Origin of the sequence: Halopelagius fulvigenes (assembly GCF_042662625.1) — an archaeon.
Lineage (GTDB): Archaea > Halobacteriota > Halobacteria > Halobacteriales > Haloferacaceae > Halopelagius > Halopelagius fulvigenes.
In genome coordinates, this window is sequence record NZ_JBHSXH010000009.1 from 39,296 (window position 1) to 64,977 (window position 25,682).

The 25,682-nt window shown below is 68.3% G+C and carries 21 protein-coding genes and 1 other RNA gene; 17 read left to right on the forward strand and 5 right to left on the reverse strand.

Going from position 1 to position 25,682, the window contains the following annotated elements:
* The first annotated feature begins 74 nt into the window (after nucleotides 1-74).
* Nucleotides 75-950: a DUF5806 family protein gene (locus tag ACFQEV_RS02465; RefSeq protein ID WP_379692386.1), complete on the forward strand. Its 876-nt coding sequence runs from the start codon at nucleotides 75-77 to the stop codon at nucleotides 948-950.
* Between the two features lie 18 nt (nucleotides 951-968).
* On the opposite strand, the gene ACFQEV_RS02470 is transcribed toward ACFQEV_RS02465, so the two are convergent.
* Nucleotides 969-1,481 (reverse strand): DUF7529 family protein, encoded by a 513-nt coding sequence (locus tag ACFQEV_RS02470; RefSeq protein WP_379692387.1) that lies wholly within the window; start codon nucleotides 1,479-1,481, stop codon nucleotides 969-971.
* Between the two features lie 93 nt (nucleotides 1,482-1,574).
* Between ACFQEV_RS02470 and ACFQEV_RS02475 the strand changes: the two genes are divergently transcribed.
* The 5 genes from ACFQEV_RS02475 to ACFQEV_RS02495 all read left to right on the forward strand — a co-directional run bounded on the left by ACFQEV_RS02475 (nucleotide 1,575) and on the right by ACFQEV_RS02495 (nucleotide 8,223).
* On the forward strand, nucleotides 1,575-4,046 hold the full coding sequence (locus ACFQEV_RS02475; RefSeq protein ID WP_379692388.1) for an ABC transporter ATP-binding protein: 2,472 nt from the start codon (nucleotides 1,575-1,577) through the stop codon (nucleotides 4,044-4,046).
* Nucleotides 4,047-4,151: 105 nt separating this feature from the next.
* Complete coding sequence (locus ACFQEV_RS02480; RefSeq protein ID WP_379692389.1) at nucleotides 4,152-5,846, forward strand: ABC transporter substrate-binding protein; 1,695 nt, start codon at nucleotides 4,152-4,154, stop codon at nucleotides 5,844-5,846.
* Between the two features lie 23 nt (nucleotides 5,847-5,869).
* Nucleotides 5,870-6,895, forward strand: a complete 1,026-nt coding sequence (locus tag ACFQEV_RS02485; RefSeq protein WP_379692391.1) for an ABC transporter permease — start codon at nucleotides 5,870-5,872, stop codon at nucleotides 6,893-6,895.
* On the forward strand, nucleotides 6,892-7,836 hold the full coding sequence (locus ACFQEV_RS02490; RefSeq protein ID WP_379692392.1) for an ABC transporter permease: 945 nt from the start codon (nucleotides 6,892-6,894) through the stop codon (nucleotides 7,834-7,836). Before ACFQEV_RS02485 ends, ACFQEV_RS02490 begins: the two co-directional genes overlap by 4 nt.
* Nucleotides 7,837-7,854: 18 nt before the next feature.
* A complete protein-coding gene (locus ACFQEV_RS02495) occupies nucleotides 7,855-8,223 on the forward strand; it encodes a DUF7268 family protein (RefSeq protein WP_379692393.1) in 369 nt (122 codons plus the stop codon).
* 116 nt (nucleotides 8,224-8,339) lie between these two features.
* Here the strand turns inward: ACFQEV_RS02495 and ACFQEV_RS02500 are convergent, their stop codons facing one another.
* Nucleotides 8,340-9,638 (reverse strand): dihydroorotase, encoded by a 1,299-nt coding sequence (locus ACFQEV_RS02500; RefSeq protein WP_379692395.1) that lies wholly within the window; start codon nucleotides 9,636-9,638, stop codon nucleotides 8,340-8,342.
* Nucleotides 9,639-9,680: 42 nt separating this feature from the next.
* Nucleotides 9,681-10,403 carry a lipoate--protein ligase family protein gene (locus ACFQEV_RS02505; protein ID WP_379692397.1) on the reverse strand — a complete coding sequence of 241 codons (723 nt, stop codon included), beginning with the start codon at nucleotides 10,401-10,403 and terminating at the stop codon, nucleotides 9,681-9,683.
* Between the two features lie 52 nt (nucleotides 10,404-10,455).
* On the opposite strand from ACFQEV_RS02505, the gene ACFQEV_RS02510 reads away from it, so the two are divergent.
* From ACFQEV_RS02510 to ACFQEV_RS02520, 3 genes are all read left to right on the forward strand, one after another.
* On the forward strand, nucleotides 10,456-11,469 hold the full coding sequence (locus ACFQEV_RS02510) for a DUF8155 domain-containing protein (RefSeq protein ID WP_379692398.1): 1,014 nt from the start codon (nucleotides 10,456-10,458) through the stop codon (nucleotides 11,467-11,469).
* A 70-nt stretch (nucleotides 11,470-11,539) separates the two neighbouring features.
* Nucleotides 11,540-12,115, forward strand: coding sequence for a PaaI family thioesterase (locus tag ACFQEV_RS02515; protein ID WP_379692399.1), 576 nt, complete (start codon nucleotides 11,540-11,542; stop codon nucleotides 12,113-12,115).
* A gap of 115 nt (nucleotides 12,116-12,230) precedes the next feature.
* Nucleotides 12,231-14,024, forward strand: coding sequence for an alkaline phosphatase D family protein (locus ACFQEV_RS02520; protein ID WP_379692400.1), 1,794 nt, complete (start codon nucleotides 12,231-12,233; stop codon nucleotides 14,022-14,024).
* Nucleotides 14,025-14,030: 6 nt separating this feature from the next.
* Here the strand turns inward: ACFQEV_RS02520 and ACFQEV_RS02525 are convergent, their stop codons facing one another.
* Entirely contained in the window at nucleotides 14,031-14,612 is a 582-nt protein-coding gene (locus ACFQEV_RS02525) for a cysteine hydrolase family protein (RefSeq protein ID WP_379692401.1), read from the reverse strand.
* Nucleotides 14,613-14,757: 145 nt separating this feature from the next.
* Between ACFQEV_RS02525 and ACFQEV_RS02530 the strand changes: the two genes are divergently transcribed.
* The 4 genes from ACFQEV_RS02530 (at nucleotide 14,758) to ACFQEV_RS02545 (ending at nucleotide 19,406) form a co-directional block, all read left to right on the forward strand.
* Nucleotides 14,758-16,224: an Hvo_1808 family surface protein gene (locus ACFQEV_RS02530; protein WP_379692402.1), complete on the forward strand. Its 1,467-nt coding sequence runs from the start codon at nucleotides 14,758-14,760 to the stop codon at nucleotides 16,222-16,224.
* A 53-nt stretch (nucleotides 16,225-16,277) separates the two neighbouring features.
* The gene (locus ACFQEV_RS02535) at nucleotides 16,278-17,642 is read left to right on the forward strand and encodes an Hvo_1808 family surface protein (RefSeq protein WP_379692403.1); all 1,365 of its coding nucleotides are present in this window, start codon (nucleotides 16,278-16,280) and stop codon (nucleotides 17,640-17,642) included.
* Between the two features lie 36 nt (nucleotides 17,643-17,678).
* On the forward strand, nucleotides 17,679-18,143 hold the full coding sequence (locus ACFQEV_RS02540) for a DUF7979 domain-containing protein (protein WP_379692405.1): 465 nt from the start codon (nucleotides 17,679-17,681) through the stop codon (nucleotides 18,141-18,143).
* An 81-nt stretch (nucleotides 18,144-18,224) separates the two neighbouring features.
* Nucleotides 18,225-19,406: a nicotinate phosphoribosyltransferase gene (locus ACFQEV_RS02545; RefSeq protein WP_379692407.1), complete on the forward strand. Its 1,182-nt coding sequence runs from the start codon at nucleotides 18,225-18,227 to the stop codon at nucleotides 19,404-19,406.
* 183 nt (nucleotides 19,407-19,589) lie between these two features.
* On the opposite strand, the gene ACFQEV_RS02550 is transcribed toward ACFQEV_RS02545, so the two are convergent.
* Complete coding sequence (locus tag ACFQEV_RS02550) at nucleotides 19,590-20,192, reverse strand: TIGR00296 family protein (protein WP_379692409.1); 603 nt, start codon at nucleotides 20,190-20,192, stop codon at nucleotides 19,590-19,592.
* A 144-nt stretch (nucleotides 20,193-20,336) separates the two neighbouring features.
* On the opposite strand from ACFQEV_RS02550, the gene rnpB reads away from it, so the two are divergent.
* The 4 genes from rnpB (at nucleotide 20,337) to ACFQEV_RS02570 (ending at nucleotide 25,675) form a co-directional block, all read left to right on the forward strand.
* Nucleotides 20,337-20,804: RNase P RNA component (gene rnpB / locus ACFQEV_RS02555), an RNA gene on the forward strand.
* A 128-nt stretch (nucleotides 20,805-20,932) separates the two neighbouring features.
* Entirely contained in the window at nucleotides 20,933-23,599 is a 2,667-nt protein-coding gene (locus tag ACFQEV_RS02560) for a heavy metal translocating P-type ATPase (RefSeq protein ID WP_379692410.1), read from the forward strand.
* Nucleotides 23,600-23,658: 59 nt separating this feature from the next.
* On the forward strand, nucleotides 23,659-24,732 hold the full coding sequence (locus tag ACFQEV_RS02565) for a matrixin family metalloprotease (protein ID WP_379692412.1): 1,074 nt from the start codon (nucleotides 23,659-23,661) through the stop codon (nucleotides 24,730-24,732).
* A 70-nt stretch (nucleotides 24,733-24,802) separates the two neighbouring features.
* A complete protein-coding gene (locus tag ACFQEV_RS02570; protein WP_379692414.1) occupies nucleotides 24,803-25,675 on the forward strand; it encodes a hypothetical protein in 873 nt (290 codons plus the stop codon).
* The last annotated feature ends 7 nt before the right edge of the window (nucleotides 25,676-25,682 follow it).

Here is a 25,682-nt window from a genome sequence, read left to right on the forward strand (position 1 = left end):
TTGCCCGTAAGCCCCCCGCGGGCCGCGGACCCCGCCGACGGAACCCTTTTCCGGGACGCCGGGGAACCCCGCGTATGAGCGACGAGAACCCGACACCCGCCGACGAGACGCCGGCGAACGAGGGCGACGAGCGGAGTTCCTCACCCCCCGGGACGGCGGGCGACGAGGAGGCGGAACCGACGCCCGAACGGGGCCGAGACGACGCCAGAACGGAAGCGAACGACGGTCGAATCGGGGCGGACGAACGGTCCGCCGAACGCGACGCGGCGGACGCCGTGGAGACCGTCGACGAGGCGAACGCGAAGGCCGACGACGCCGCCGCGGACGATACGGACGCGAGAGACGCCGAGACCGGCACCGACGACGGGAGCGACGCCGACGCCGCCGACGCTGCGGACGCTACGGACGACGCCACCGCGGGCGGCGCCGCCGACACCCCGCCCAGCGACGTGCAGAAGTACGCGCGGTTCAAGAAGATGGACGGCGCGGAGTACGACCGCGTCAACGAGTTCCTGCGCGACCGGACGTACGTCACCGCCCGCGAGTGGGCCATCGCGCGCCTCTGCGCCGACTTCCGCACCGAGACGGGCGTCGAGATGACGAAGATAGGGAACAACCTCCCGGAACTCGTCCCGTTCATGACGGACACGTACACGCCGCAGGCGGTCAACCAAGCCCGCTCCTCGTTCGAGGACAAGGTCCGAAAGTCCGGCGCGACGTTCCTCTACGGCGCGATGTCGGGCTTCTTCACGGCCGAGGAACTCGACGAACTGATGTACGAGGTCTCCGAGATCGCGAAGTTCCTCCTCGAAGTCGAGGGCGTCGACCTCTCCGTCGAGGACGAACTGGAGGCCGAGGAACGCATCTCCAGCGTCATGCGCGAAGTCAGGCAGGCCAGCGCGGAACTCCGCGAGGAGGAACTGGCGGGCGACGACGCGAGCGACGACTGAGCGAGGGTCAGGGACGCCCTACGCGCCCTCTTCGGGGAACAACGAATCTGGATCGCGCTGTTCGAAGACGACGCGCTTGTCGTTCGAGAGGGGCCGGACGATGACCCGCATCTCGCCGGCGTCGGCCGCCCGTTCGAGCATCGGCGCGGCCTCCTTCGTCCGGTAGTACATCGGGATAGTGACCGCTCGGCCCGACTCCTCCGCGAGCATCGCGACGACGAGGAAGACCGTTCCGCCGCGTTCGGCGCGGTACGCGTCGTAGGAGTCGAACTCGGCCGTCCCGACGATATCCTCGACGGTGTCGAACTCGTCTCCCGGAACGAGCACGTTCAACCCGTACTCCGCCGACGGTTCGGCGTCGAGCATCGCGGGCACGGGCGTCACGTCGCCCGGGTGGAGTTCGACCACGTCCCACCCCGCCTCGCGGTACTCCTCGGCCGTCGCCTCGGCGTCCCCGACGACGTCGTCCCAGAACTGCATCACGCCGGAGAGCGGATGCGCCGCCTCCTCCTCCGGATTCGGGTCGTCCATGCCTCCAGTTGGTCCGTCGCGGCGGAAAAGTGTTCCACTCCCGACTTCCACAATTGCAAAGGTATTTGCGAATCAGGCAGAGATTGTGTGCCAATGCCTCTCCTCTCCATCTCGGACCTCCGGACGCAGTTCGCGACCGAACGAGGTCGCGTGAAGGCGGTAGACGGCGTCGATCTCGAAATCGACGAAGGCGAGACGGTCGGCCTCGTCGGCGAATCCGGCTCCGGAAAGAGCGTGACGGCGCTTTCCGCGATGGGCCTCGTGGACGACCCCGGCGAAGTCGTCGGCGGCGAGGTGACGCTCACGTCGCCCTCCCTCGCGGAGGAACTCCGCGAGACGTACCGCGACCCGCAGTTCGTCGACGGCGACGAGATAGACATCACCGCCGCGCCGGAATCGGCCCTCCGGTCGATTCGGGGCGGCGAGATGAGCATGATATTCCAAGACCCCATGACCTCGCTCAACCCCGCGCTCACCGTGGGCGAGCAAGTGGCCGAGAGCCTCCGACTCCACCAGTACGGCGGGCGGAAGAAGGACTCGTGGCTGAACGCGGTCCGGGAGATTCTGCCGAAGGTCGGCGGCGGCGAACTCGACGAGGCGGTCGTCGAACGAACCGTGGAGGTCCTCTCGGAGGTCGGCATCCCCGAACCCACCGCGCGCGTCGACGAGTACCCGCACGAGTTCTCGGGCGGAATGCGACAGCGAGTGCTCATCGCGATCGCACTCGCGTGTCGCCCGAAACTGCTCGTCGCCGACGAACCGACGACGGCGCTCGACGTGACCATCCAGGCGCAGATTCTCGACCTCATCAACGACCTGCAGGACGACCTCGGGATGTCCATGCTGATGATAACGCACGACCTCGGCGTCGTCGCCGAGACGTGCGACCGCGTCGCGGTGATGTACGCGGGCGAAATCGTCGAGGAGGGGCCGGTCGAGGAGATATTCCGGAACCCCTCGCACCCGTACACCTACGCGCTGTTGGAGTCCATCCCGACCGAGGAGAAAGACAGGCTCACGCCCATCGAGGGGAACGTCCCGGACCTCATCGACATGCCCGACGGATGCCACTTCGCTCCCCGGTGTCCGTGGGCCACGGCGGAGTGTACCAGCGGAGAGATACCGTACCTCCAGCACGGGTCCGACGGCGTGGACCACCGCGCGAAGTGCATCTTCGAGGACTTCGACGAGAGCGAGTACGGCGACGGCGACGCGTTATCCGACACCGAGAGCGATATCGGCGAGGAACTCCTCCGCGCGGAGGGGTTGAAGAAGCACTTCTCGCGCGCCGACGGCCTCCTCGACGAGTGGCTCGGGTTCGACGGCGGGAGCGTGAAGGCGGTGGACGGCGTCGACCTCTCCATCTACGAGGGCGAGACGCTGGGCCTCGTCGGCGAATCCGGCTGCGGTAAATCGACGACGGGCCGGACCATCCTCCGACTACTGGACGCCACCGAGGGCCGCGTCGTCTTCGCGGGCGAGGACCTCACCGACCTGGAAGGGTCGGAACTCCGAGAACGCCGCCGGGACCTCCAGATGATCTTCCAGGACCCGATGTCCAGTCTGGACCCCCGCATGACCGTCGGCCAGATAATCGCCGAACCGCTGAAGATACACGACCTCCCGGAGGAGTCGCCTCGGGACGGCGAGAACCGACGCGACCAGCGTCGCCGCCGCGTGAACGAACTTCTCGAAGCCGTCGGGCTCGACCCGAGTCAGCGGACTCGGTACCCGCACGAGATGTCCGGCGGACAGCGTCAGCGAGTCGGCATCGCCCGCGCACTCGCCGTCGACCCCGACTTCATCGTCTGCGACGAACCCGTCTCCGCGCTCGACGTGAGCGTCCAAGCGCAGATTCTCAACCTGCTGGAAGACCTGCAGGAGGAGTTCGGGCTGACGTACCTGTTCATCGCGCACGACCTCTCGGTCGTCCGCCACATCTGCGATCGGATCGCCGTGATGTACCTCGGCGAAGTCGTGGAGACGGCACCGACGAGCGACCTCTTCGAGGACCCGCGGCACCCGTACACGCAGGCGCTCCTGTCGGCCATCCCCGTCCCCGACCCGACGGCGGACACCGACCGCGTCATCCTCGAAGGCGACGTGCCGTCGCCCATCAACCCGCCCTCGGGGTGTCACTTCCGGACGCGGTGTCCGGCGGTCATCCCGCCCGCGGAAATCGACATCGAACAGGCGGCCTACCGCGAGGTGATGGACCTCCGCCAACGCGTCGAAGACCGGAAGATAGACCTCGAAGCGGCCCGCGAGGCGGCCGCCGAAGGGGCGGGCGGGGAACCGCCCGAGCAGACGCCCGCCGCCACCGCCGCGGACGGCGGCGTCCCCGCGGGCTCCGTCGCCGACCACCTCTACGACCGGTTCTTCACCGAACCGCTCGCGGGCGAGAACCGCGCCGTCGTGGAGTCCGCGCTTGACGCCGTCGCCGCCGGCGAGTGGGAGACCGCGGCCGACCGACTCCGCGACCGGTTCGAGAGCGTCTGCGAACGGTCGGAGCCGCACCTCTCGGAGGACGAGCATCCGGCGGCGTGCCACCTCGACGACCGATAACGGACCTGCCCCGCGGGCGTATTGTACACGTCGGCTCACTCTTCCCCTTTTCTGGTCATATAATACATCGATACATTTAGGTAACGACTACGTATGTCTGGTAATATGCCCCGTGACATAGGTAGACGTACGTTTCTGAAGGCGACTGGAAGCGCCGCGGCGGCCGCGACGCTCGCGGGTTGTGCCGCGGATCCCGACCAGGCGGGAACCGGCTCCCCCGAAGGAACGGAAGGCGGCACCGGAACCGGCGAGGACGGCGACACGACGACGCTGACGTTCGCCCGCGGGAACGACTCCGGTTCGCTCGACCCCCAGAACACGACGAGCGGCGAGGACACGAAGGTCATGAACCAGATGTACGACCAGCTCATCATGTTCGCACCCGGGAAGAGCGAACTCCGGGCCGGGCTGGCGACCGACTGGAACCTCGAAGGGACGACGGCGACGCTCACGCTCCGCGAGGGCGTCACGTTCCACAACGGCGAGGAGTTCACCGCCGAGGACTTCGTCGCGACGTTCAACCGCTTCACCAACCCGGACTACGAGCACTACCCCGGCGGCACCTACACCTCGGCGTACGGTCCGTTCACGCTCGGCGACTGGGTGAACAAGGTGACGGCCGACGGCGACTACAAACTCACGATGGAGCTGTCCCAGAAGTACGCTCCGTTCCTCCGCAACCTCGCGATGTTCGCCTCCTCGGTGCTCTCGAAGAAGGCCATCGAGGAGCACGGAACCGACCTGAAGAGCAACCCCGTCGGCACCGGTCCCTTCGTCTTCGAAGAGTGGGACACGTCCGACCAGCAGATCCGACTCTCCGCGAACGGGGACTACTGGGGAGAGGCGCCGAAGGTGGACGAAGTCGTGTTCACCACCGTCGAGAGCAACACGACGCGCGCGCAGACGCTTGACAGCGGCGGCGCGGACATCATCGACGGCATCGGCTCGCAGGCGTCGAAGGTCGTCGAGGACTCCTCGAACGCCAAACTCGTCGAGAAAGAGGGTATCAACACGGGTTACATGGCGTTCAACATGGAGAAAGTCGAGGCCTTCCGCGACAAGAAGGTCCGACAGGCCATCAGCTACGCCATCGACACGAAGTCGCTCGTCAACAACATCTTCCAAGGCATCGCCAAGGAGGCGAGCCAGCCCATCCCGAGCAACGTCCTCGGCTACAACGAGGAGATAGACCCGTACCCGAAGGACCTCGAAAAGGCGCAGTCGCTCCTCGACGAGGCGGGGTACGGCGACGGCTTCAGCTTCGAGCTCGCGACGTTCAAGAACCCCCGCGGCTACAACCCTTCGCCGCTTCAGGCGGCGCAGTTGGTCAAGTCGAACCTCGGGGAGATCGGCCTCGAAGTCAACATCAACCAGCAGTCGTTCAACCCGTTCCTCGACTACACCAGCTCCGGGAAGCACGATGCGTGTTTCCTCGGATGGTACACCGACAACGCCGACCCTGACAACTTCTTCTACGCGTTGCTGCACCCGCAGGTGTCCGAAGACGCACTCACCGAGGGGCAGGACTGGGTCAGCTTCGACGCGGAAGGGTTCAACACGATGAACGTCGCCGCGTGGGCCAACCGCGAGTACATGTCGCTCGTCGAAGAGGCGCAGGCGACGTACGACAAGAAGGCGCGCGAGGAGAAGTACAAGCAGGCGGCTCAGATAGCCCACGACGAAGCGCCGTGGGTGTTCCTGAACCACGCGAAGGAACTGCGCGGCGTCTCTAACTCGGTCGAGGGGTTCGTGCTCGCTCCCATCAGCGGTCCGTTCCTCAACCTCGTTAGCCTCAAGTAATGTCGCGATAGCCACTTTTTCATATGGTCTCCAAGCGCTTTCTCATAAAGCGGATTCTGCTCTTGGTGCCGGTGCTGTTCGGCGTGGCGACGTTGGTGTTCGCCATCCTGCACCTGAGTCCGGGCGACCCCGCGCGGGTCATCGCCGGGCAGCGAGCGACGGCGGAACAGGTCGCACAGGTCAGGTCGGACCTCGGGCTGAACGCCCCGCTGTGGGTCCAGTACGGCGAGTTCCTCCTGAACGTCGTGACGCTGGATTTCGGTAACTCCTACATCATCCAGCGAGGCACGCCCGTCCTGACGATTCTGCGCGCCCGCCTGCCGGTCACGCTCGAACTGGCGATTTACGGGCAACTCATCGGCGTGTTGCTCGGCATCCCGACCGGCGTGATAAGCGCCGTCAAGCAGGACACCGCGACGGACCACGTCACCCGTATCGGCGCGCTCACCGGAATCAGCGTCCCGATATACTGGAGCGGACCGCTCGTCATCCTGCTCTTCGCGCAGTTCCTGAACGTGCTTCCGGCGTCGAACCGCATCGCCTCGCAGTTCGACCCGCCGGTGTACACTGGTCTCATCACCGTCGATTCGCTGGTTTTCGGCCTGCAGACGGGGAACTTCGCGGCGTTCTTCTCGGCGGCGTCGCACATGTTCCTCCCCGCGGCGGTCATCGGCATCTACGGGATGGCCCTCATCTCGCGGATGATGCGGTCGTCGATGCTCGAAGTCATCCGCCAAGACTACATGCGGACCGCCCGCGCGAAGGGGCAGGGCGCGAAGATAACCATCATGAAGCACGGCTTCCAGAACGCTCTCATCCCGGTCATCACCGTCATCGGCATCCAGTTCGGGACGCTCCTCGGCGGGGCCGTCCTGACCGAGACGGTGTTCGGCATCGGCGGCATCGGAACGATGCTCGTCAAGGCCATCGAGGTGGGCGACTACCCGGTCGTGCAGGGCACGGTTCTGGTGTTCGCCTTCCTCTTTACGCTCGTCAATCTGGGCGTCGACGTGACGTACTCGTATCTCGACCCACGAATCGAACAATGAGCACACAGACACACGGAGAGAACGCCGAACCGACGCACCGCGGCCTCGTGAGCCGTCTGCGCGCGTCGCCGTTCCTCTCGGACCTCCTGTCGAATCGCCTCGCTCTCGCGGGAATCGTCCTCATCCTCGCGATGGTCGCAGTCGCACTGTACGCCCGCCTCGGCGCGATATTCGGCTTCGGGCCCAGTCTCGCGGAACTGCAGCAGTCGCAGTTCGGGACGAACCCGAGTCTCGGACCGCCGACCGCTCAGAACCCGTTCGGCACCGACATCCAAGCGCGCGACCTGTTCGGCCGCGTCCTCTACGGGTCGTGGCTGGCGCTGAAGTTCGGGACGGTCACGGTCGGTATCTCGACCACCGCGGGCGTCGCTCTCGGCGTCATCGCCGCGTACTACGGCGATATCACGGACAACGTCATCATGCGTTCGATGGACGTGTTCCTGGCGTTCCCGTCGCTGTTGCTCGCGTTGGCGCTCGTGGCGATATTCCCGGACAGCCTCGGTCTGTGGCGCGCCGTGACCGCACTCACGCTCGTCTACACGCCGCGGTTCGCCCGCGTCGTTCGCGGTGCCGCCCTGAAAGTGCTCGAAGACGAGTACGTGGACGCCACCGTCGCCCTCGGCGCGAAGGACGCCCGCGTTCTCGTCCGGCACGTGATGCCCAACTGCCTCGCGCCGATTACGGTGCAGAGCACGCTCAACTTCGGCCTCGCTATCATCGACCTCGCGGCCCTGTCGTTCCTCGGCTTCGGTGCCGAGGCCGGGTCGCCGTCGTGGGGGCTGATGTTGGCGAACGGCGTGAACGAGGGACTCCTCACCGGCGAGTGGTGGTGGTCGTTCTTCCCCGGCCTGTTCCTCGCCGTGACGGTGCTCGGGTTCAACCTCCTCGGCGACGGGATGCGCGACGCACTCGACCCGCGGATGCGCGAAGCGATCGACTGACGCTTCGACCACCCCGCCATGTCCCGTACGTACCCTCTCTTCTCTCGATTTCCGACCTCGCTCCGCCGCCGCGCCCGCATCGTCGGCGGCGCGTTCGTCGTCGGCCTCGCCGTCGGCGCGTTCGGAACGCTCGCCGGCGGCGTCGCCCGGAGTATCGCGTGGGCCGCGAACTCGGCGTTTCTCCTCGGCGCCCTCGTCTTCGGATTCGGCCTTCTCGGCTGGTCGGGGTCGATGCTCGCCGGTCGCGCGTTCGAGGAGATGACGCGACGACTCGACTCCGGTTCGGACTGGACCGAACGCGACTCGCGCCGCGCGATGGCGCGAATCGGCGGCTTCGGTGCCGGCGCGATGCTCGCGGCGGCGACGCTCGGCACGCTCTTGACCTGACGTTCAAATACGAGTACCGGACCACCCCCGCCGTGACCTGAGCGTCGCCCCGGGTCGGTTCGCGGTAGTCCGGCACCCGACTCGGGACGCGCCCGCCGGTAGTTCGCCCTCTCGGCCTACTCGCGGACGTTCCGTCCGACCGCCTCGCCGAACGTCCCGTCGTCGTAGACGACGTTCCCGCGGACCATCGTCAGGTCGGGGAAGACGCCCGTCCGCCCCTCGAACGGCGTCCACTCGCACTTCGAGTGGAGGTCCTCGCCGCGAATCTCCCGCGTCTCCTCGGGGTCGAAGAGGACCAAGTCGGCGTCGCGCCCGACTTCGACGCGCCCCTTCCGCGGCAGGTCGAATATCTCCGCGACGTTCGCGGCGGTCACGTCCCGGACGCGTTCGTAGGTGACGTTCCCCGCCCGCGCCTCCGCCAACAGGAGGGGAAGCATCGTCTCGACGCCCGGAACGCCGCTCGGCGCGTCCCACAGATTCGTCTCCTTCTCCTCGACGGTGTGCGGCGCGTGGTCGGTGGCGACGACGTCAACGTCGCCTTCGACCAGTCGCTCCCACATCCCCGCGCGACGCTCCTCGCTCCGGAGGGGCGGGTTCATCCGCCCGAACGTGCCGAGTTCCGTCGCGTCCTCGCGGGACAGAAAGAGGTGGTGCGGCGTCACCTCGCACGTCGCGCCGCCCGCCGTCGCGGCGTCGACGCCCTCGGGCGTACTCGTGTGCGCGATGTGTACGTCCGCCTCCGAGTCCGAACCCACCTCCACCGCGCGTTCGACGGCGGCGGCCTCCGCTTCCGCGGCGCGGTACTGGCTCCACGGATCGGCGTCCGCGTCGCGCCCCGTCCCGCCCGCGTCGCGTTCCCGCGCCGCCTCGTCGAACAGGTCGGCGTCCTCGGCGTGGACGGTGACCGCCACGCCCTCATCGGCGGCGCGAGCGACGGCGTCGGCGAACAGGTCCGCCTCGATGCCCATGTCGCCCGTCGAGTCGGCGAGGAACACCTCGCCGAGTGCGAACAGCGGTCGGTCGAACAGCGAGTCGGGGTCCCACTCGGCCGTCACGCCGCCGTTGATGCCGTAGTCCACGAGCGACTTCTCGGCGAGTTCGGCCTTCTCGTCGAACGCCGCGCCCGTCGTCGTCGGCGGCGTCGTGTTCGGTTGGTCCACGACGGTCGTCACGCCGCCCGCGGCGGCGCTCCGCGAACCGGTCTCCCACGTCTCCTTGTGGGCGTACCCCGGTTCGCGGAAGTGGACGTGGGCGTCTATCGCGCCCGGGAACAGTCGCCGTCCGCCGGCCTCGATCATCCGTTCGTCCGACTTCGGGTCGAGCGACGGTTCGACCGCCGCTATCTCCTCGCCTTCGACTCGAACGTCGCGGACGCGCCCGTCTGCGAGCGTCGCGTCGAGAATGAGCGTAGACATACCCGTGGTGTCCGAGGGCGGCGACCTAAGCACCGCGGTTCGCTACTCGTCGGGGGCCAACGCCGCGGCGTCCGTCACGTCCCGCGTCGCGTCGCCGACGAACGAGGCTTCCAGCGCTCGAAGCGTCTCCTCGGGGTCGGACGGCCCGCCGCTCTCGGCGACGCTCCCGACCGTCTCGGGGTCGAACGGCACGTCCAGCGCCGCGTACACCGGCTCCAGGACCGCCGCTAACTCCTCACGTTCGTCCGCGACGACGACGCCGGAGACGAGTGCGGCGTCGCTCCGAACGCGTTGGGCGATGCCGCAGAGTTTCCCGTCGGCCTGCACCGAGTGCGCGCCGGGGCAGAACGAGTTCGGCGGTTCGCCCGGCGTCGCCGCGACGCCGACGGACTGCAGTGCGGCGACCACCGATTCGGTCGCCGCGTCGTACCGGGCGTCGAGTCCGGTGCGGATGTCCTCCGTCGGCACGACGTGGGCGAACGCCAGCGTCGTCGTCCCGGTGTAGGCGACGGCCCGTCCGCCGACGCTCCGTTCGACCGGCGGGAAGCCCCGTTCCTCGGCCGCGCGCCGGGCCTCCCCGTATCCGTCGGCGTGACTGTCCCGGCGGCCGAACGCGACCTGTCTGTGCGGCGTCCACGCGCGGAAGGCGGGCACGCCGTCGCGACCCGTCTCCTCCAGCATCGCCGCCGTCACCGCTCGGTCCGCCTCCCTCGTCTTCGCGCGCCCGCGAACGACTCGAACTCGGTCGCCCGTCTCGGCGTCCATGGGGGGAGGAGGTGCCGACGCGTCTAAGCCCTCCCGGTCCCCCCGTTTCCGCATGGACGGCGACGCCGAGTCCGGACGCGGCCGCGCGGAGCGCAAATCGGGGCGAGACGGGCGACCCCGCCCGCCCGCCCGCCCGGCCGACGCGGAGTCCGTGACGGTGCCCGCGGACGTTCTCGACCTGTACCGTCGCTTCTCGCTGTACAACTCGCCGTACCCGGCGCACGACGACGCCTGCGCCATCGACCTCTACCCGGAATCGAACGACGGCCTCTCGCCCGTCTCGGGTGAGGTTCTGGAGACGCGAACCGTCCGCGCGCCGCCGAAACCGTATGCCCACGAGGAGGAGTACCTCATCCTCGTCGACGCGGGCGAGTACGTCGCGCGAATCCTCCACGTCGAACCCGAAGTCGAGGCGGGCGACTCGGTGGCCGTCGGCGACCGACTCGGGCCGATGATTCGCTCGGGCTTCTTCGCGCCGTGGGTCGGCAACCACGTCCATCTCGGCTTCCGCCGCCGCGACCAGAACCCCCACCGCGCCACGGGGTCGCTTCCGGTCGTCGCCGACGCGCCGGTCGAACCCGTCCGCTGGGACGGCGTCGGAACCGTCGTCGAGACGGGCGAGACGTACGCGATTCTGGACGAACCGACCCACCCCGCCCCCGGCGACCGGTGGGCCGCCGTCGCCGCAGTCGCCGAACGGAGTTCGGCGGCCCGCCGGACTCCGTCCGGCGACGACGCCGAAGCGGAGGGGAGCGCCGACCCTCTCGCGGTCGCTCTCGACGGCGGGTTGGCGCACTACGCCGCGGGCGGCGTCCTCTCGGACGGCGCGGACGGCCGCACGCTGTCGTTCCTCGGTTACCCCGTCGGGACCGCCGAGGGCCGGAACGTCGCGTGGGACGCCTTCGACGTGGTGGCGAACGGCGACAGGATCACCGGCATCTCCCTCTTCGCGGGGTCGAGTGCCGACTTCGGCGCGAAACTCGTCTGTCCGGACCGCGCGTTCGAGGTGGGCGAGCGAGTGACGGTCGAACTCCGGAGTAGCGAGGACCCGATTCGGTTGGGGTGACGGACCGCGACTCCCTCTTTCCGGCGGACGAACCGCCGATTTCATATCCGCCGCGTGCGCGGTGGCACCAATGACCGACGGCGACGAGAACCGCGACGACGACGGAAGCGACGGGCGAGGCGACGTCGGATTCCCCAGCGAAGCCGCGGCGTTCGTCCAGCAGTACATCGAACAGGAACACGGCTACCTCTCGTGGTTGAACACGCGCGTCGAGGAAATCGAACGCGGGCGCGTCGTGATGACGATACCGTACGACGAGAAACTCACCAACACGACGAACCCGCCGACGGTCCACGGCGGCATCGCGGCGACGCTCATCGACACCGCGGGCGGCATCGCCCAGCGGACGGTGTTCGACGACCCGATGACCCACGGCGTGGCGACGGTGAACCTGAACGTGAACTACCTCCGCCGGGCGTCCGGAACGCTCCGCGCGACGGCCGAAGTCGTCCGCGCGGGCGGAACCATCGGCGTCAGCACCGTCACCGTCGTCAGCCGAATCCCCGACGAGGCGGAGGACGACGTCGCCGAGGGGACCTCGGCGAGCCGTCAGACGGAGTCTGACGACGCCGCCGACCGGTGGGAGGGGACGCCCGACTCGGAGGCCGTCGCCACCGGGCAGGCCGCCTACAGGCTGTTCCGCTGAGGGCTCCTTCGACCGGGTCGAACCGCCGCACCGTACTGCTCCCCTCCGCTTCATATTTGTCAATATGACTATTATAAATGGCTACTACGGAGTCGAACTACCGTATCCGTGTCTCATGGCGGACAATACCCAAGGCGAGAATGTCACAAATCGGAGAGAGGTTCTCCGAACTGCGGGCGCGGTGGCGGCCGGCGGCGTCGCCACTGCGCTACTCGACGCGGACATCGTCCGCGGCGTCAGCGCCGAGTCGGTCGAGGAGGGTACCGTCGATTGGACGACCGACTCCGACGGCGACGCGTTTCCGCTGTCGGTGGCAAGCGGCGGACCCACCGACGCCGGCGCGATTCTGTGGACGAAACTCTCGGAGGGCGCGTACTCGGGGTCGGAACCGACGTACGTTCGAGTGGGGACCAACGAGTCGTTCTCAGAGACGGTGTACGAGGGGAAAATCGCGGCGGACTCGGTCACGCCCGACCACGACCACGTGGTGAAGGTTGACCTCGACGGCGAACTCCCGAGCGACAGCCACCTCTACTACCAGTTCCACCACGCCGGTGCGAACAGTCCGGTCGGTCGCTGCCGCACGCTTCCCGCACCCGACGCGAGCCCGGAGAGTCTCCGCCTCGCCGTCGTCTCCTGTCAGTCGTATCAGGACGGCTACTACCCGTCGTACGGCTACATCGCCGAAGAGGACGTGGACTACCTCGTCCACCTCGGCGACCAAATTTACGAGTACGCCGGTGACTCGCGGTTCGAGGGCCGTTCGGTCACGCTCCCCAGCGGAAACGCCGTCGCGTGGACGCTAGAGGACTACCGACACCTCTGGCGGACGTACCGCGGCGACGAGTTCTTCCAGCGGGCGCTGGCCCGACACACGTTCGTCCCGACGTGGGACGACCACGAGTACGTCAACAACCCGTTCTGGGACTACGAGAACGACCGCCCGTGGTCCGACGACCATCCGCGGAACGACGACGACGAGTTCATGACCCGGTTGTACCGGGATTCGATTCGGGTGTGGTGGGAGTACAACCCCGCTCGTGTCGAATACGACGCCGACGCCGACCACCTCCACGACCGGTTCCGGATGTGGCGCAGCCTGCGGTTCGGCGACTTGGTCGAACTCCTGATGACCGACGAACGCCTCTTCCGGTCGATGCCCCCGGGCGGCGACGACGCCAGGCGGCGGGAAGTCGGTGTCCCGCCGAACGCGCCCGAAGCCGACGACGGCGACCGGACGATGCTCGGCTTCGAACAGCGCGAGTGGTTCCTCGATACGGCTCTCGGGAGCGACGCGACGTGGCTGACGTGGGGGAACGAGGTGCCGTTCTCGCCCATCTGGCGGTCGAGCAACGACGACGGGCAGTTCTACCGCGACTACGACAACTGGGACGGGTACGAACACGAACGGCGCGAAATCGTCGGTCGATTGGCCCACGAGGGCGTCGAGAACTACGTCGCGCTCACCGGCGACATGCACAACTACATGGTGTCGTACGTGCTGAACGACTGGGAGTCCACCGAGAACCGGCCGCCGATTCCCTCGGCGGAGGAACGCGTCGGCGTCGAACTGATGGCCCCGGCGATATCGAGCGAGTCCGACGCCTCGAACTTCTGGGGGGCTGAGGACTCGACCGACGTCGAGTCCGAGTCGCCGGCCCTGACGGCCGACAAACACCGCGAAGTCGTCTTAGAGGAGAACCCCCATATCGAGTGGTTCGATTCGCAGTACAACGGCTACGCCGTCGCCGAGTTCACGCCCGAATTCTGTACGTGGCGGGCGTACGCCGTCGATGACACCGTCGACGAATCGGACGCGCGCCGCACGTTGCTCCGCGAATATCGCATTCCGGAGGGTCGCGTCGAACTCGAAGAACGCGCGGCGAACGACCTGGACTGGGAGGACTGACTCCGACTACTCGAACCGCACCTCCTCGCGCGTCGTCACCTCGCCGAACAGCCATCCCGCGTGCTCGACGGCGTACTCCTTGTGTTCGTCCTCTATCGCGCCAATGGCGTCCTCGACGAGGACCGGCCGGTAGTCGCGGAGGCCGGCGCTCCCGGCGGTGTGGAGGACGCAGACGTTCGCGAGCGTTCCGCAGATGACCAAGTCCTCGATGCCGTGGGCGTTCAGCCACCCCTCCAACTCGGTCCGGTGGAACGCGTCGTACGTGTGTTTCACGACGACGTGGTCCTCCTCGCGCACGTCGAGGTCCTCGACCAGTTCCGTCTCCCACGTCCCCTCGACGACGTGTTCGCCCCAGCGCTCGAACTCGTCGTAGTAGTGGGCGTCCTCGAACTGGTCCGGCGGGTGCACGTCGCGGGTGTACACCACCGCCGCGCCCGCCTCGCGCGCGTCGGCGACGAGGGCGGCCACGTCGTCTACCACCTCCTCGCTCCCCGGCGCGTACAGGCTCCCGTCCGGGTGGCAGAAGCCGTTCTGCATGTCGACGACTATCACGGCGGTTCGGTCGGCGTCGAACGCGTACTCGCTCATACCACCACGTTGTCGGCCGCTCCACAAAACTGTACGCCGGCTCTCCTCCGGGCCGTCTCCCGGTTCGGGGCCGCGTCGCGGCGACTCCGCGCACCCCCGGCCGATGCGGAAAGGTACTTCCGCCCCCGGTCCATCAGACCCCACAATGCCACCGCGCCACGGACTCGTCGCCGCGTCTCTCGCTTTACTTCTGGTTTTCGCGGGGTGTTCCGCCCCCGGGGTGAACCCGAACGCCGACGCCGGCGGGTCTGACTCGGACGCACCGACGCTCGCGACGCCGGACGAGAACTTCTCCGACCCCGAGAAGGACGTCCTCGGGTGGGAGGACGGCTACTGGTACGGCGAGCCCATCCGAGTGGACCAATCGGACGGCCTCTCGGACGAGGAGATGCGGGCGTTCGTCGGGCGGTCGATGGCCCGCGTCGAGTACGTCCGCCACAAGGAGTTCCGCAAGCGCGTCTCGGTCGAAGTGCTCTCGCGGGCCGAGTACCGGAACCGCTCTACGGGCACGCCCTCCGCCACCGGACCGAGCGAGTTCGACCAGTGGAACAACCAAGTGTGGGAGGCCCTGTTCATCACCGGCGAGGCCGCCGACAGCCAATCGAGCATCAGCGGCACGCGCGAATCCGCCGTCGCGGGCTTCTACTCCCCCCGCGACGACGAGATAAAGATAATCACCGACTCGCCGGACTCGCCGACCATCGACAACGCGACGCTCGTCCACGAACTCACGCACGCGCTTCAGGACCAACATTACGACCTGACGAAGCGGAAGTACACCGGCCAGACTCAGGACGGCGACTTGGCCATCGACGGGGCCGTCGAGGGGAGCGCGAAGTACGTCGAACTCCGCTACGCCGAGATGTGCGAGGGCGAGTGGAGTTGCGTCCCCGCGCCGCAACGCGCGTCGTCCGGATCCTCCGGGAACTCCTCGGGCGGTGGGCCGAACCTCGGCATCTTCCTCACCATCTTCCAACCGTACTCCGACGGCCCGGTGTTCATCGCCGAACAGCACCGCCGCGGCGGGTGGGACGCGGTGGACGCCCAGATGGAGAACCCGCCGGAGTCCTCAGAACAGGTCATCCATCGGACCGACGAGAAGCCCGTCCGAATCCAGTTCAGAGACCGGGGCCGAAACGGCTGGTCCACGTTCCGGAGCCAGGGGCAGGGCGGGTCCGACACCGTCGGCGAGGCATCCATCTTCGCCATGTTCTGGTATCAGGCGCGCACGACGGGCGCGGACACCGTCAACCCGCGGTCCATCCTCCAGATCGATAGCCGCTACGACACGTACAACTACGACGCCAAACCCTCGAACGGGTGGGGCAACGACCGCCTGTTCCCGTACAAGAAGGGATCCGGCAACGCCAGCGAGTACGGCTACGTCTGGGTGACCGAGTGGGACTCCGAGGCCGACGCCCGGCAGTTCCAGAACGCGTACCAGAACATCCTCTCGGCGCACGGCGCGACGAAACGCGGCGAGAACACGTACGTCGTCCCGAACGGCGAGTTCGAGGACGCGTTCCGCGTCACCCGCGACGGCACCCGCGTCGTCATCGTCAACGGGCCGACGCCGAAGGACCTCGACGACATCCGCCCGCGGCAGTCCTGACGGCGCGTCGCCGCCGCGAATCCTTTTGTCCGGCCGCGCCGTTGCTTCGACGCGTGAACGTCACGCGCGTCCGAGTCGTCGCGGTTCTCGCAGCGCTGACGCTCGTCCTCTCGGGGTGCGCCGCGCCCGTCGCGGACCCGACTCCGAACGCGTGGCGGTGGCCGGAAGACCCGAAGAACGACCGCCTCGGGTGGGAGGCCGGGTACTGGTACAACGAGTCCATCGACGTGGACCAGTCCGACGGTCTGAACGCCTCCGAACGCGAGGCGTTCGTCGGCCGGACGATGGCCCGCGTCGAACGCATCCGGGGGCTGGAGTTCGAGGAGTCCGTGGAGGTGGCGGTGATGTCGCGCGCCGAGTACCGCAACCGGTCGAACGGCGGCGGCGACGACGCCGGGCCGGGGTGGAACGACCAAGTGTGGGAGGCGCTCCTTCTGATCGGCGAGAACAGGACCGTCGAGTCGACGTTCGACGAGCTGTACGGCGACGCCGTTCTCGGGTACTACTCGCCCTCCGAGGAGCGCATCGTCGTCGTCAGCGACGCCGAGAACCCGGTGATAGACCGGGCGACGCTGTCGCACGAGCTGATGCACGCCCTCCAGTACCAGCAGTTCGAAATCGACGGCGCGCCGCAGACGCTGGACGGCAGACTCGCGGAGGACGGACTGGTCGAGGGCGACGCGCGGTACGTCGAGAGGCTGTACGAGCGACGGTGCGGCGGCGAGTGGGACTGCATCCGGCGACCCGACACGAACCCCAACCGCGAGAACTTCGACTTCGGCGTCTACCTGACCGTGTACACGCCGTACAGCGAGGGTCCGACGCTCGTCGACTCGCTCCGCGAACGCGGCGGATGGGCGGCCGTGAACGAGGCGTACGCGAGCGTGCCGGCCTCGACGGAGCAACTCGTCCACCCCGAGGCGTACCCCGAGGACCGACCGCTGACCGTCGGGGTGCCGGACCGGTCGAACGGCGCGTGGTCGCGGTTCGACCGCGACCCGGTCGGTAACACCGTCGGCGAAGCGCCCATCTTCGTGATGCTCTACCGACACGGGGCGATACCGTCGTCGTCGCTCGAACGGAACCCGGGGGCGTACTCGCGGTACGACTACGCGGCGAACGAAAGCGACGGGTGGGCGGGCGACACCGTCGTCCCGTACCGGAGCGACGACGGCGAGTTCGGCTACGTCTGGGCGACCGAGTGGGAGACGGCGGAAGACGCCGAGGAGTTCCGCTCCGCCTACGAAACCGCGCTTCGAGAGGGGCTGAACGCCACGCGGACGGGGCCGAACACGTACGTCGTCGCGGACGGACCCTACGCCGACGCGTTCCGGGTGACGCGGGAGGGGACGCGAGTCACCGTCGTCAACGCTCCCACGACCGACCAGTTGGACGGGGTCCACGCGCCGGATCGGTAGAGAAGACACTTACCTACGAACGGCATCGGACCCTGTATGCACCCCCGTACAGTACTTCTCGTCGGCCTCGCAGCGCTCGTCGTTCTGGCGGGCTGTTCGGGCGCTCCGGGCTCGCCCGCGACGGAGGGACCGGCGCAGTCGGACCTGACGACGGCGGCCGACGAGACGGAGGCGAAGACGGACGAAGCGATAGCGAAGTACGCAACGAACAACGCGGAGGCGACGACTCCGACGAAGGTGACGGACTCGACGAGGGCGGCCGGGTCGTCCGCGACGCACGACTGCCCCCCGATACTCTACCTTGAAGCCGTCGAGCGACCCTCGAACGAGACGGTCCTCGCGTACGGTAACCTCACGGCGGAGCGAAAGGCGGAGTTCGACACCGCGCTCGTCGAAGGGCGGGCCGAAATCGAAGGCGGCGACGGCTACGAGTTCTGGGTGGACCGCCCGTACGTCGAACACGACGGCAACGTCTACCGCGCCGTCGTCGCGGTGTGCTGACCGCGCCGCGCCGAACGCGGTTCGCCCTCGGTAACGCGTACAAGACGTGACCTTTTCGTGGCTCCGCGAATAGCCACCCCTATGACTACGTTCGACATCGTCGGCGAGGACGCCATCCTCGACGGGTCGGCGACCGACGCGTACTTCGAGCGAACGGAGACGACGCTCCGGCACGCGGGGAAGAACCCGCGCGTCGTCGCCGAGGTGACCGCCGACCAGTTCCCGACCGGCGAGTACGAACTGCTCTCCGGGGTGAAAGACGCCGCCGCGCTGTTGGAAGGCCGGAATATCGACGTCGATGCCATCCCCGAGGGCCGCCTGTTCGACGGCGGGCCGGTGATGCGAATCGAGGGGCAGTACCTGGCGTTCGCCCGGTTCGAAACCTCGCTTCTCGGCTTCCTCTCGCACGCCTCCGGCGTCGCCACGGCGGCGCTGGAAGTGCGCCGGGCCGCGCCGGACAGCACCGTCCTCTCGTTCGGCGCGCGGCACGTCCACCCCTCCATCGCCGCGATGATAGAGCGGAGCGCGCTCGTCGCCGGGTTGGACGGCATCTCCCACGTCGCGGCGGGCGAGATTCTCGGCCACGAGGCGTCGGGGACGATGCCGCACGCCCTGATGATCTGCTTCGGCCGCGGGAACCAAGAGGAGGCGTGGCTGGCGTTCGATGAGGCGGTGGACGAGTCCGTCCCGCGCGTCGCCCTCTGTGACACCTACAGCGACGAGACGGACGAGGTGCTTCGCGCGGTGGACGCACTCGGCGACAGACTCGACAGCGTGCGCCTCGACACCACCTCCTCGCGCCGCGGCGACTTCCGGCACATCGTCCGCGAGGTGCAGTGGACGCTCGACGCCTACGGCGAGGACGTGGAGGTGTTCGTCTCCGGCGGCCTCGGCCCCGAGGAACTGCGACACCTCCGCGACGCCGCCGACGGGTTCGGCGTCGGCGGCTACGTCTCGAACGCCGACCCGGTGGACTTCGCGCTCGACATCGTGGAGATAGACGGCGAACCGGCGGCCAAGCGCGGCAAACTCACCGGCGCGAAGGAGGTGTACCGGACGCCCGACGGCGGCCACCACGTCGGCTTCCGCGGACGCGAGGGGCCCGAAGACGGCGAGACGCTGCTGGAACCGCTCATCCGCGACGGCGAACTCGTCGAGGGCGTCTCCTTCGACATCGAGGCGGCGGCGGAACGCGCCGCCCGCGACGCCGAGCTGACCGGGTTCCCGCGAGCGAACGCGAGCGGAAAGCCGTCGGACGAGTAGGCGGGCCGAGCGGGGTCGAACGGACCTCAGACCCGGATTCGGACGGCGACCGACCGCGGCGAACGCGCGGCGCAGTCGCTCCGACGACAGTCCGCGAAAAAACCGAAAACCGCAAACGAGAGGCGCAGAGCCGTCGGCGGCCGAAGGCGCGCCGACCTCTCTTTCCCCCCGTCCCCCTCCTTCTTACAGCTCTTCGACGCTGCCGCCGTCGGCGCGTTCGCGGAACACCTGTCCCTCGAACAGCGTCACCATGGCGTCCTCGTCCTGCCACGCGAGCGGCGACAGGCCCGCCTTCCGGCAGGCGTGGGTGAGGAACTGCTCCTCGTTCCAGCCGTTCTCGACCGGTATCGTCGGGTAGAGCCAGCCGTGCTTTCCATCCTTGTCCACGGCGACGCCGTGGGTGCCGAGTTCGATGTCGGCCACGGGATCGTTCGTCAGGACGTGGTTGCAGACGATACAGACCGAGATGTTCAGATTCGGAAGCTCCGGCTGTTCTATCTCGGAGCCGCAGGAATCTCCGGACGCGGCCTGAATGGCGGCGTCCACGATGGCGTGACCCAGTTGGTTCTTCCCCCGGTAGGCGCCGGCGCACCCTCGTAGCCGGCCCCGCCCCCGGGTGGATTGGATGCGTACGAACGCTCCGGTTCGAGCGTAGAATGCGTCGCGCATGCTACCTGGCTGTTCACGTTGACCGTGAAGAACGTACGATTCGACCGATTCCCGCGCTAACTCGACCGCCCTCGCCCCATCCTCGTAGGTGAGGTGTACGGTCTGCGCCTCGGACATATCTATTCTTAGGTATTCGTTGAACTTGAACGCTTCCCTTGTCACCACCGGTTTCGGGGCTTGATTCCCGGTCTCGAAGGCGAGAAACGGAGCGGGGTCGGCCGAATCGAACGCCTTATGCGGGGAAACCGAGTAGTTTCGAACGGCAGAGAGAGCCCGGTTCCCGTGCGTCGCATCCGCGACGCATGAGGAAAGTCCCCCCACCGTCCGGACGGGTGACCGGGCGCAAGCCCGGAGTCGGAGACGGCTGGCTCTGGAACAGAAACGAGACCCCTCGACCCGACCGATGAAGCGCGCGGCGGCCATCGGCCGCCGACGGCGCGAACGGGGCGACCCGTTCGCGCGCGAACCGACCCGTAAGGGGAGGGAGTTAACCCGCGGAGGGCGCGAGGCGGCGTTAGCCGCCTCGAAGCGAACGGGCGCACCGCGCCCGTGAGCAGACGGTCGAGAACGGATGGAACGGCGAATCCTCACCGGTGCAAGTCCGCGCCGCCAAGGTAGTCCGGACAGCACCCTCGGGACATCCGAGGTGCCCCCGGAGTCTCTCCGGGGAGGACGCGGACGCTCAGCCGAATGCCGGGACGAACAGAAGGGGGCTTACTCCTCTCAGCCGACTACGACGCGGAGCGACGAGTCCGTGAGTTGTTATTATCCTACCCCGACTTCATTATCAAGAAAACCCACTAAACCGGCCGTATTTGGTAGTCGGATTAATAACCTTCTGTCGCCTAGCCACGCGTATGACGCGAGACGACGAGCACCGCGGTCACGACCACGACTCGTCCGGGGGCGAGTGCGGGTCCGGGGGAGACTGCGGGTGCGAAACGGGGGACGAGGCACCGACCGCCGAAACGCCGACCGACGGGGAGGCGACCGCCGAAGCGTCGGACGGCGAAGCGGGCGAGACGCTCCGACTCTCGGTTCCGGAGATGGACTGCGCCTCCTGCGCGGAGAAAGTCGAGAAGAGCGTCCGCGCCGACGCCGGCGTCCGAGACGTGGACCCCCAACCCACGACGGGAACGCTCTACGTCGGGTACGACCCCGCGGAGACGACGGGCGACGCCGTCCACGAACGCGTCGAGGCCGCCGGCTACTCGGTCCTCGGCGAGGAGGCGGCGACGTTCGACGTGCCCGACATGGACTGCGCCTCCTGCGCAGGGAAGGTGGAGTCGGCGCTCCGCTCCGTCGAGGGCGTCGGCGACGTGGACACCCAACCCACCCTCGGCGAAGTCGGCGTCTCCTTCGACCCCGACGTGACCTCCCGCGGCCGCCTCGTCGCCGCCATCGAGGGCGCGGGGTACGACGTGGTGGACGATGACGCCGACGCCGGCGAGTCCCGCGCCGTGTGGACGAGTCCGCGCGCGTTGAAGACGTGGGCCGGCGCGACGTTCCTCGCGGTCGGACTCGCCTTGGAGTTCCTACTTACCGGCTTCGACGTCCTCCTCGCGGCCCCCCTCGGCTACGAGATATCGACCGCGTGGGTCGCCTACGCCGTCGCCATCGCCGCCGCGGGCGTGCCGGTTCTGCGGAACGGCTACTACTCGCTCCGCAACCGCAACCTCGACATCGACCTGCTGATGTCCGCCGGCATCGTCGGCGCCATCGCGGTGAACCTGCCGTTCGAGGCGGCGACGCTGGCCGTCCTCTTCAGCGTCGCCGAGTTGCTCGAACGCTTCTCGATGGACCGCGCGCGCAACTCCCTGCGGGAACTGATGGAACTGTCGCCCGACACGGCGACGGTCCGACGCGACGGCGAGGAAGTCGTCGTCGCCGCCGAGGACGTGGCCGTCGGCGAGACGGTTCTCGTCCGCCCGGGCGAACGCGTACCGCTGGACGGCGTCGTCACGGAGGGCGAGTCCGCCGTGGACGAGTCGCCCATCACCGGCGAGTCCGTCCCCGTGGACCTCTCGCCCGGCGACGAGGCGTACGCCGGCAGCATCGTTGAGGAGGGTTACCTCGAAATCGAGGCGACGGCGACGGCCGACGATTCGACGCTCTCGCAGGTCGTCGAGATGGTCGAGGAGGCCAACCGCGAGAAGACGGAGTCCGAGCAGTTCATCGACCGCTTCGCTCGGTACTACACGCCGATAATCGTCGCGGGCGCGGTGTTCACCGCCGCGGTGCCGCCCCTCCTCATCGCCGACCCCGTCTCGGTCGGCGCGGCGGGGTACGAGTTCACCTTCGCCGGCGACTGGCAGACGTGGTTCGTCCGCGCGTTGACGCTCCTCGTGGTGGCGTGTCCCTGCGCGTTCGTCATCTCGACGCCCGTCTCCGTCGTCTCGGGCATCACCTCGGCGGCGCGCAACGGCGTCCTCGTGAAGGGCGGGACGTACCTCGAAGCGATGAACGAGGTGGACATCGTCGCCGTCGACAAGACGGGGACGCTCACGACGGGCGAACTCGGCGTCACCGACGTGGTGCCCGTCAACGGCACCTCCGAGTCCGACCTCCTCGGCTGCGCCGCCGCCCTCGAAGCGCGGAGCGAACACCCCATCGCCAAGGCCATCGTCTCCCGCGCCGACGACGAGGCGGTGCCGAACCGCGACGTCGAGGGGTTCGAGGCCCTGACGGGTAAGGGCGTCCGCGCGGACTTGGACGGCGAGACGCACTACGCCGGGAAGCCGTCGCTGTTCGCCGAACTCGGCTTCGACCTCGAACACACCCACGTCCGCACCGACGGCGGTCCCGCCGCAGGCGCGACGCCAGAGGCGTCGGCCCGCGAGTGCGAACACGGGTCGTACGTGGACTTGGCGAACGAGGTCATCCCCCGCCTCCAATCCGAGGGGAAGTCGGTCGTCCTCGTCGGCACCGAGGAGAGACTGGAGGGCGTCGTCGCCGTCGCCGACACCGTCCGCCCGGAGGCGGCGTGGACCGTCTCGCGCCTCCGCGAACTCGGCGTCGAACGCGTCGTGATGCTCACTGGCGACAACGAACGGACCGCGGAGGTCATCGGCGAACGACTCGGCGTGGACGACGTGCGCGCCGACCTCCTCCCCGAGGAGAAGGTGGACGCCGTGCGCGAACTCGAAGCCGACGGGAACGTCGCCATGGTCGGCGACGGCGTCAACGACGCGCCCGCACTCGCCGCCGCCAGCGTCGGCATCGCCATGGGCGCGGCCGGGACCGACACCGCGTTGGAGACGGCGGACGTGGCCCTCCTCTCGGACGACCTGACGCGCCTGCCGTACCTGGTGACGCTCTCGCGGAAGACGACGAGCATCATCGAGCAGAACGTCTGGTCGTCGCTGGCGATGAAGGCCGTCCTCGCCGTCGCCGCGCCCCTCGGCCTCATCTCCGTCGCCTTCGCCATCGTCGTCGGCGACATGGGCATGAGTCTCGGCGTGACGACGAACGCCCTGCGACTGGCGGGCGTCGAACCCGAGTCCGAGGCGAGCGACTACCGGTAACCCCGGTTTCCGCCGACCGAACGCTCTTTTGTTTCGCCGATTCACATCCGATCGAACGAATGTCTCGCACCGCTCTCCGGGCCCTCGCTCTCGCGGCACTCGTCGTCCTCGCCGGGTGCGCCATCCCCGTCGATATCCCGACGGAGGACCCCTCGACGTCGACGGACGCGCCGACCGGCGGAACCCCGGACTCGACGACGCGAACGCCGACCGACGCCGGGCCGACGGCGACGGCGCACCCCGACCGCGAGAGTCCGTGGGGCGACGACCCGATAGTCGTCGCAATACGCGATACGGCGGACACGGGTCGGAACTGGGCCCCGTTGGTGCGCGAGGCGACGGCCTACTGGGAGGAGAACGCCGAACGCTACGCCGGCTACCCCGTCGAGTACGTCGTCCGACCGGACGCCGCGAACCCCGACGTCGTCGTCCAGTTCGTCGAGAGGGTGGAGGACTGCGAGAACGCCGCCGAGGCGGCCGGGTGCGCGCCCCTCATCGAACACCGACGCCAGATCCAACGCCCGGCGAAGGTGTCGATTCGGACCGGCTTCTCCGACTCCTCGACGGTGTTGGTCCTGAAACACGAACTCGGGCACACCCTCGGCCTGCGGCACGACGACGCCCCCGCGGACGTGATGGCGAGTCAGTCCGTCCTGTACACGGAGACGCAACCGAACGCGACCGAACGCGAGTTCCCGTGGGACGACGGGGAGTTCACCGTCCACGTGGACGCGTCGGGCGCGACGGACCCCGAGGCGGCGCGCAGACAGGTCGAGCACGCCCTCGACTACTACGAGGGGTCTCCGCCGGGTGTCCCCGACAACGTCTCCTTCGAGTACGTCTCCGACCCCGCGAACGCGGAGGTGACCGTCCGGTTCGCCGAGACGCCGCCGTGTTCGGCGGAGGCGGCCTCCTGCGCCGGGACGACCGGGACGGACCCCGACGGCGACGGGGTCGTCGAGACGTACACCGGTCTCGAAATCGTCCTCGACGACGACACGGCCACCGATGCGGTCGGGTGGCACGTCGGCTACTGGATGGCGTACGCCCTCGGCATGGAGGAGAACTGGGAGAAACCGCCGCCGTTCCGCGACGCCTCACACGAGGAACGCCGGAGCGAGTGGTGGCGGTAGGCGCGAGGGATCGTCTCCGCGAACCGTCGACCGGCCAACAGTTAACCCGGCGGACGGAAAACCGGCGGATATGGTCCCTCCAACCGGCGAACGCGCCGGGCCTCCCTCCCCGTCGGTCGTCTCGTGGGAACGCCCGTCCCCGACCCGTCTCCGAACCGCGGTCAGACACGCCGTCGCGGGCTTCTTCGCCGCGGTCCTCCTCTTCGTCTTCGTTCTCCTCGGAATCGTTGCTTACGGCTCGCTGACCGGCGAGTCCCCGGACTCCCTCGTCGTCCTCGTGACGTTGCTCCTCGTCGGCGGCCCGTTCTCCCTCCTCTATCTCGTCACGGCGCACGGCGGCGGCGACCTGAGCGACCTGTTGCCGTACGACCTCAACTTGCGGCCGCGGTACCTCCTGCTTTCGACGCCGTTCTGCGCCGGGGTTCTCGCCACCGCGACGCGCGTCCCCGTCGTCTTCCCCGCCCTCTTCGTCGGCCTGTTCGTCGCGTGGGTCGTCGCCGTCGCGCGCGAGTCGGCGGGCGACGTGTCGGTCGAGGAGGGGTCGCTCCGCGTCCTCTCGGGACCGAAACCGCGCCCGTATGACGTTCGAACGCTCCGCGCTCACGAGTCGTGGTCCCTCGGGTCGATGCGCGTCGTCCGCCTCCGGTACGCGGGTTCGATGTCGCTCTCGCGTCCGTCGTTCGTCTTCGTGCCCGAGTCCGACTTCCCGGCCGTCGAGGGCGCGCTTTCCGAAATCGAGTCGCGCGACTACGGCCTCGACCCGAGCGAAACCTCCCGGGCGGCGAAGGCCGCCCTCGTCGCGTTCGGACTCCTCTTTTTCGGCCTCGCGGGAACGGTCGCACTCCTCGCCAGTCGCCGCGGCGACGCCGAGTTGGCGGCGTCCTCGGTGGCCATCCTCGGAATGTTCGGCGTCGTCTTCTGGGTCCTCGCGTGGGCGTCGTGACCGGCGA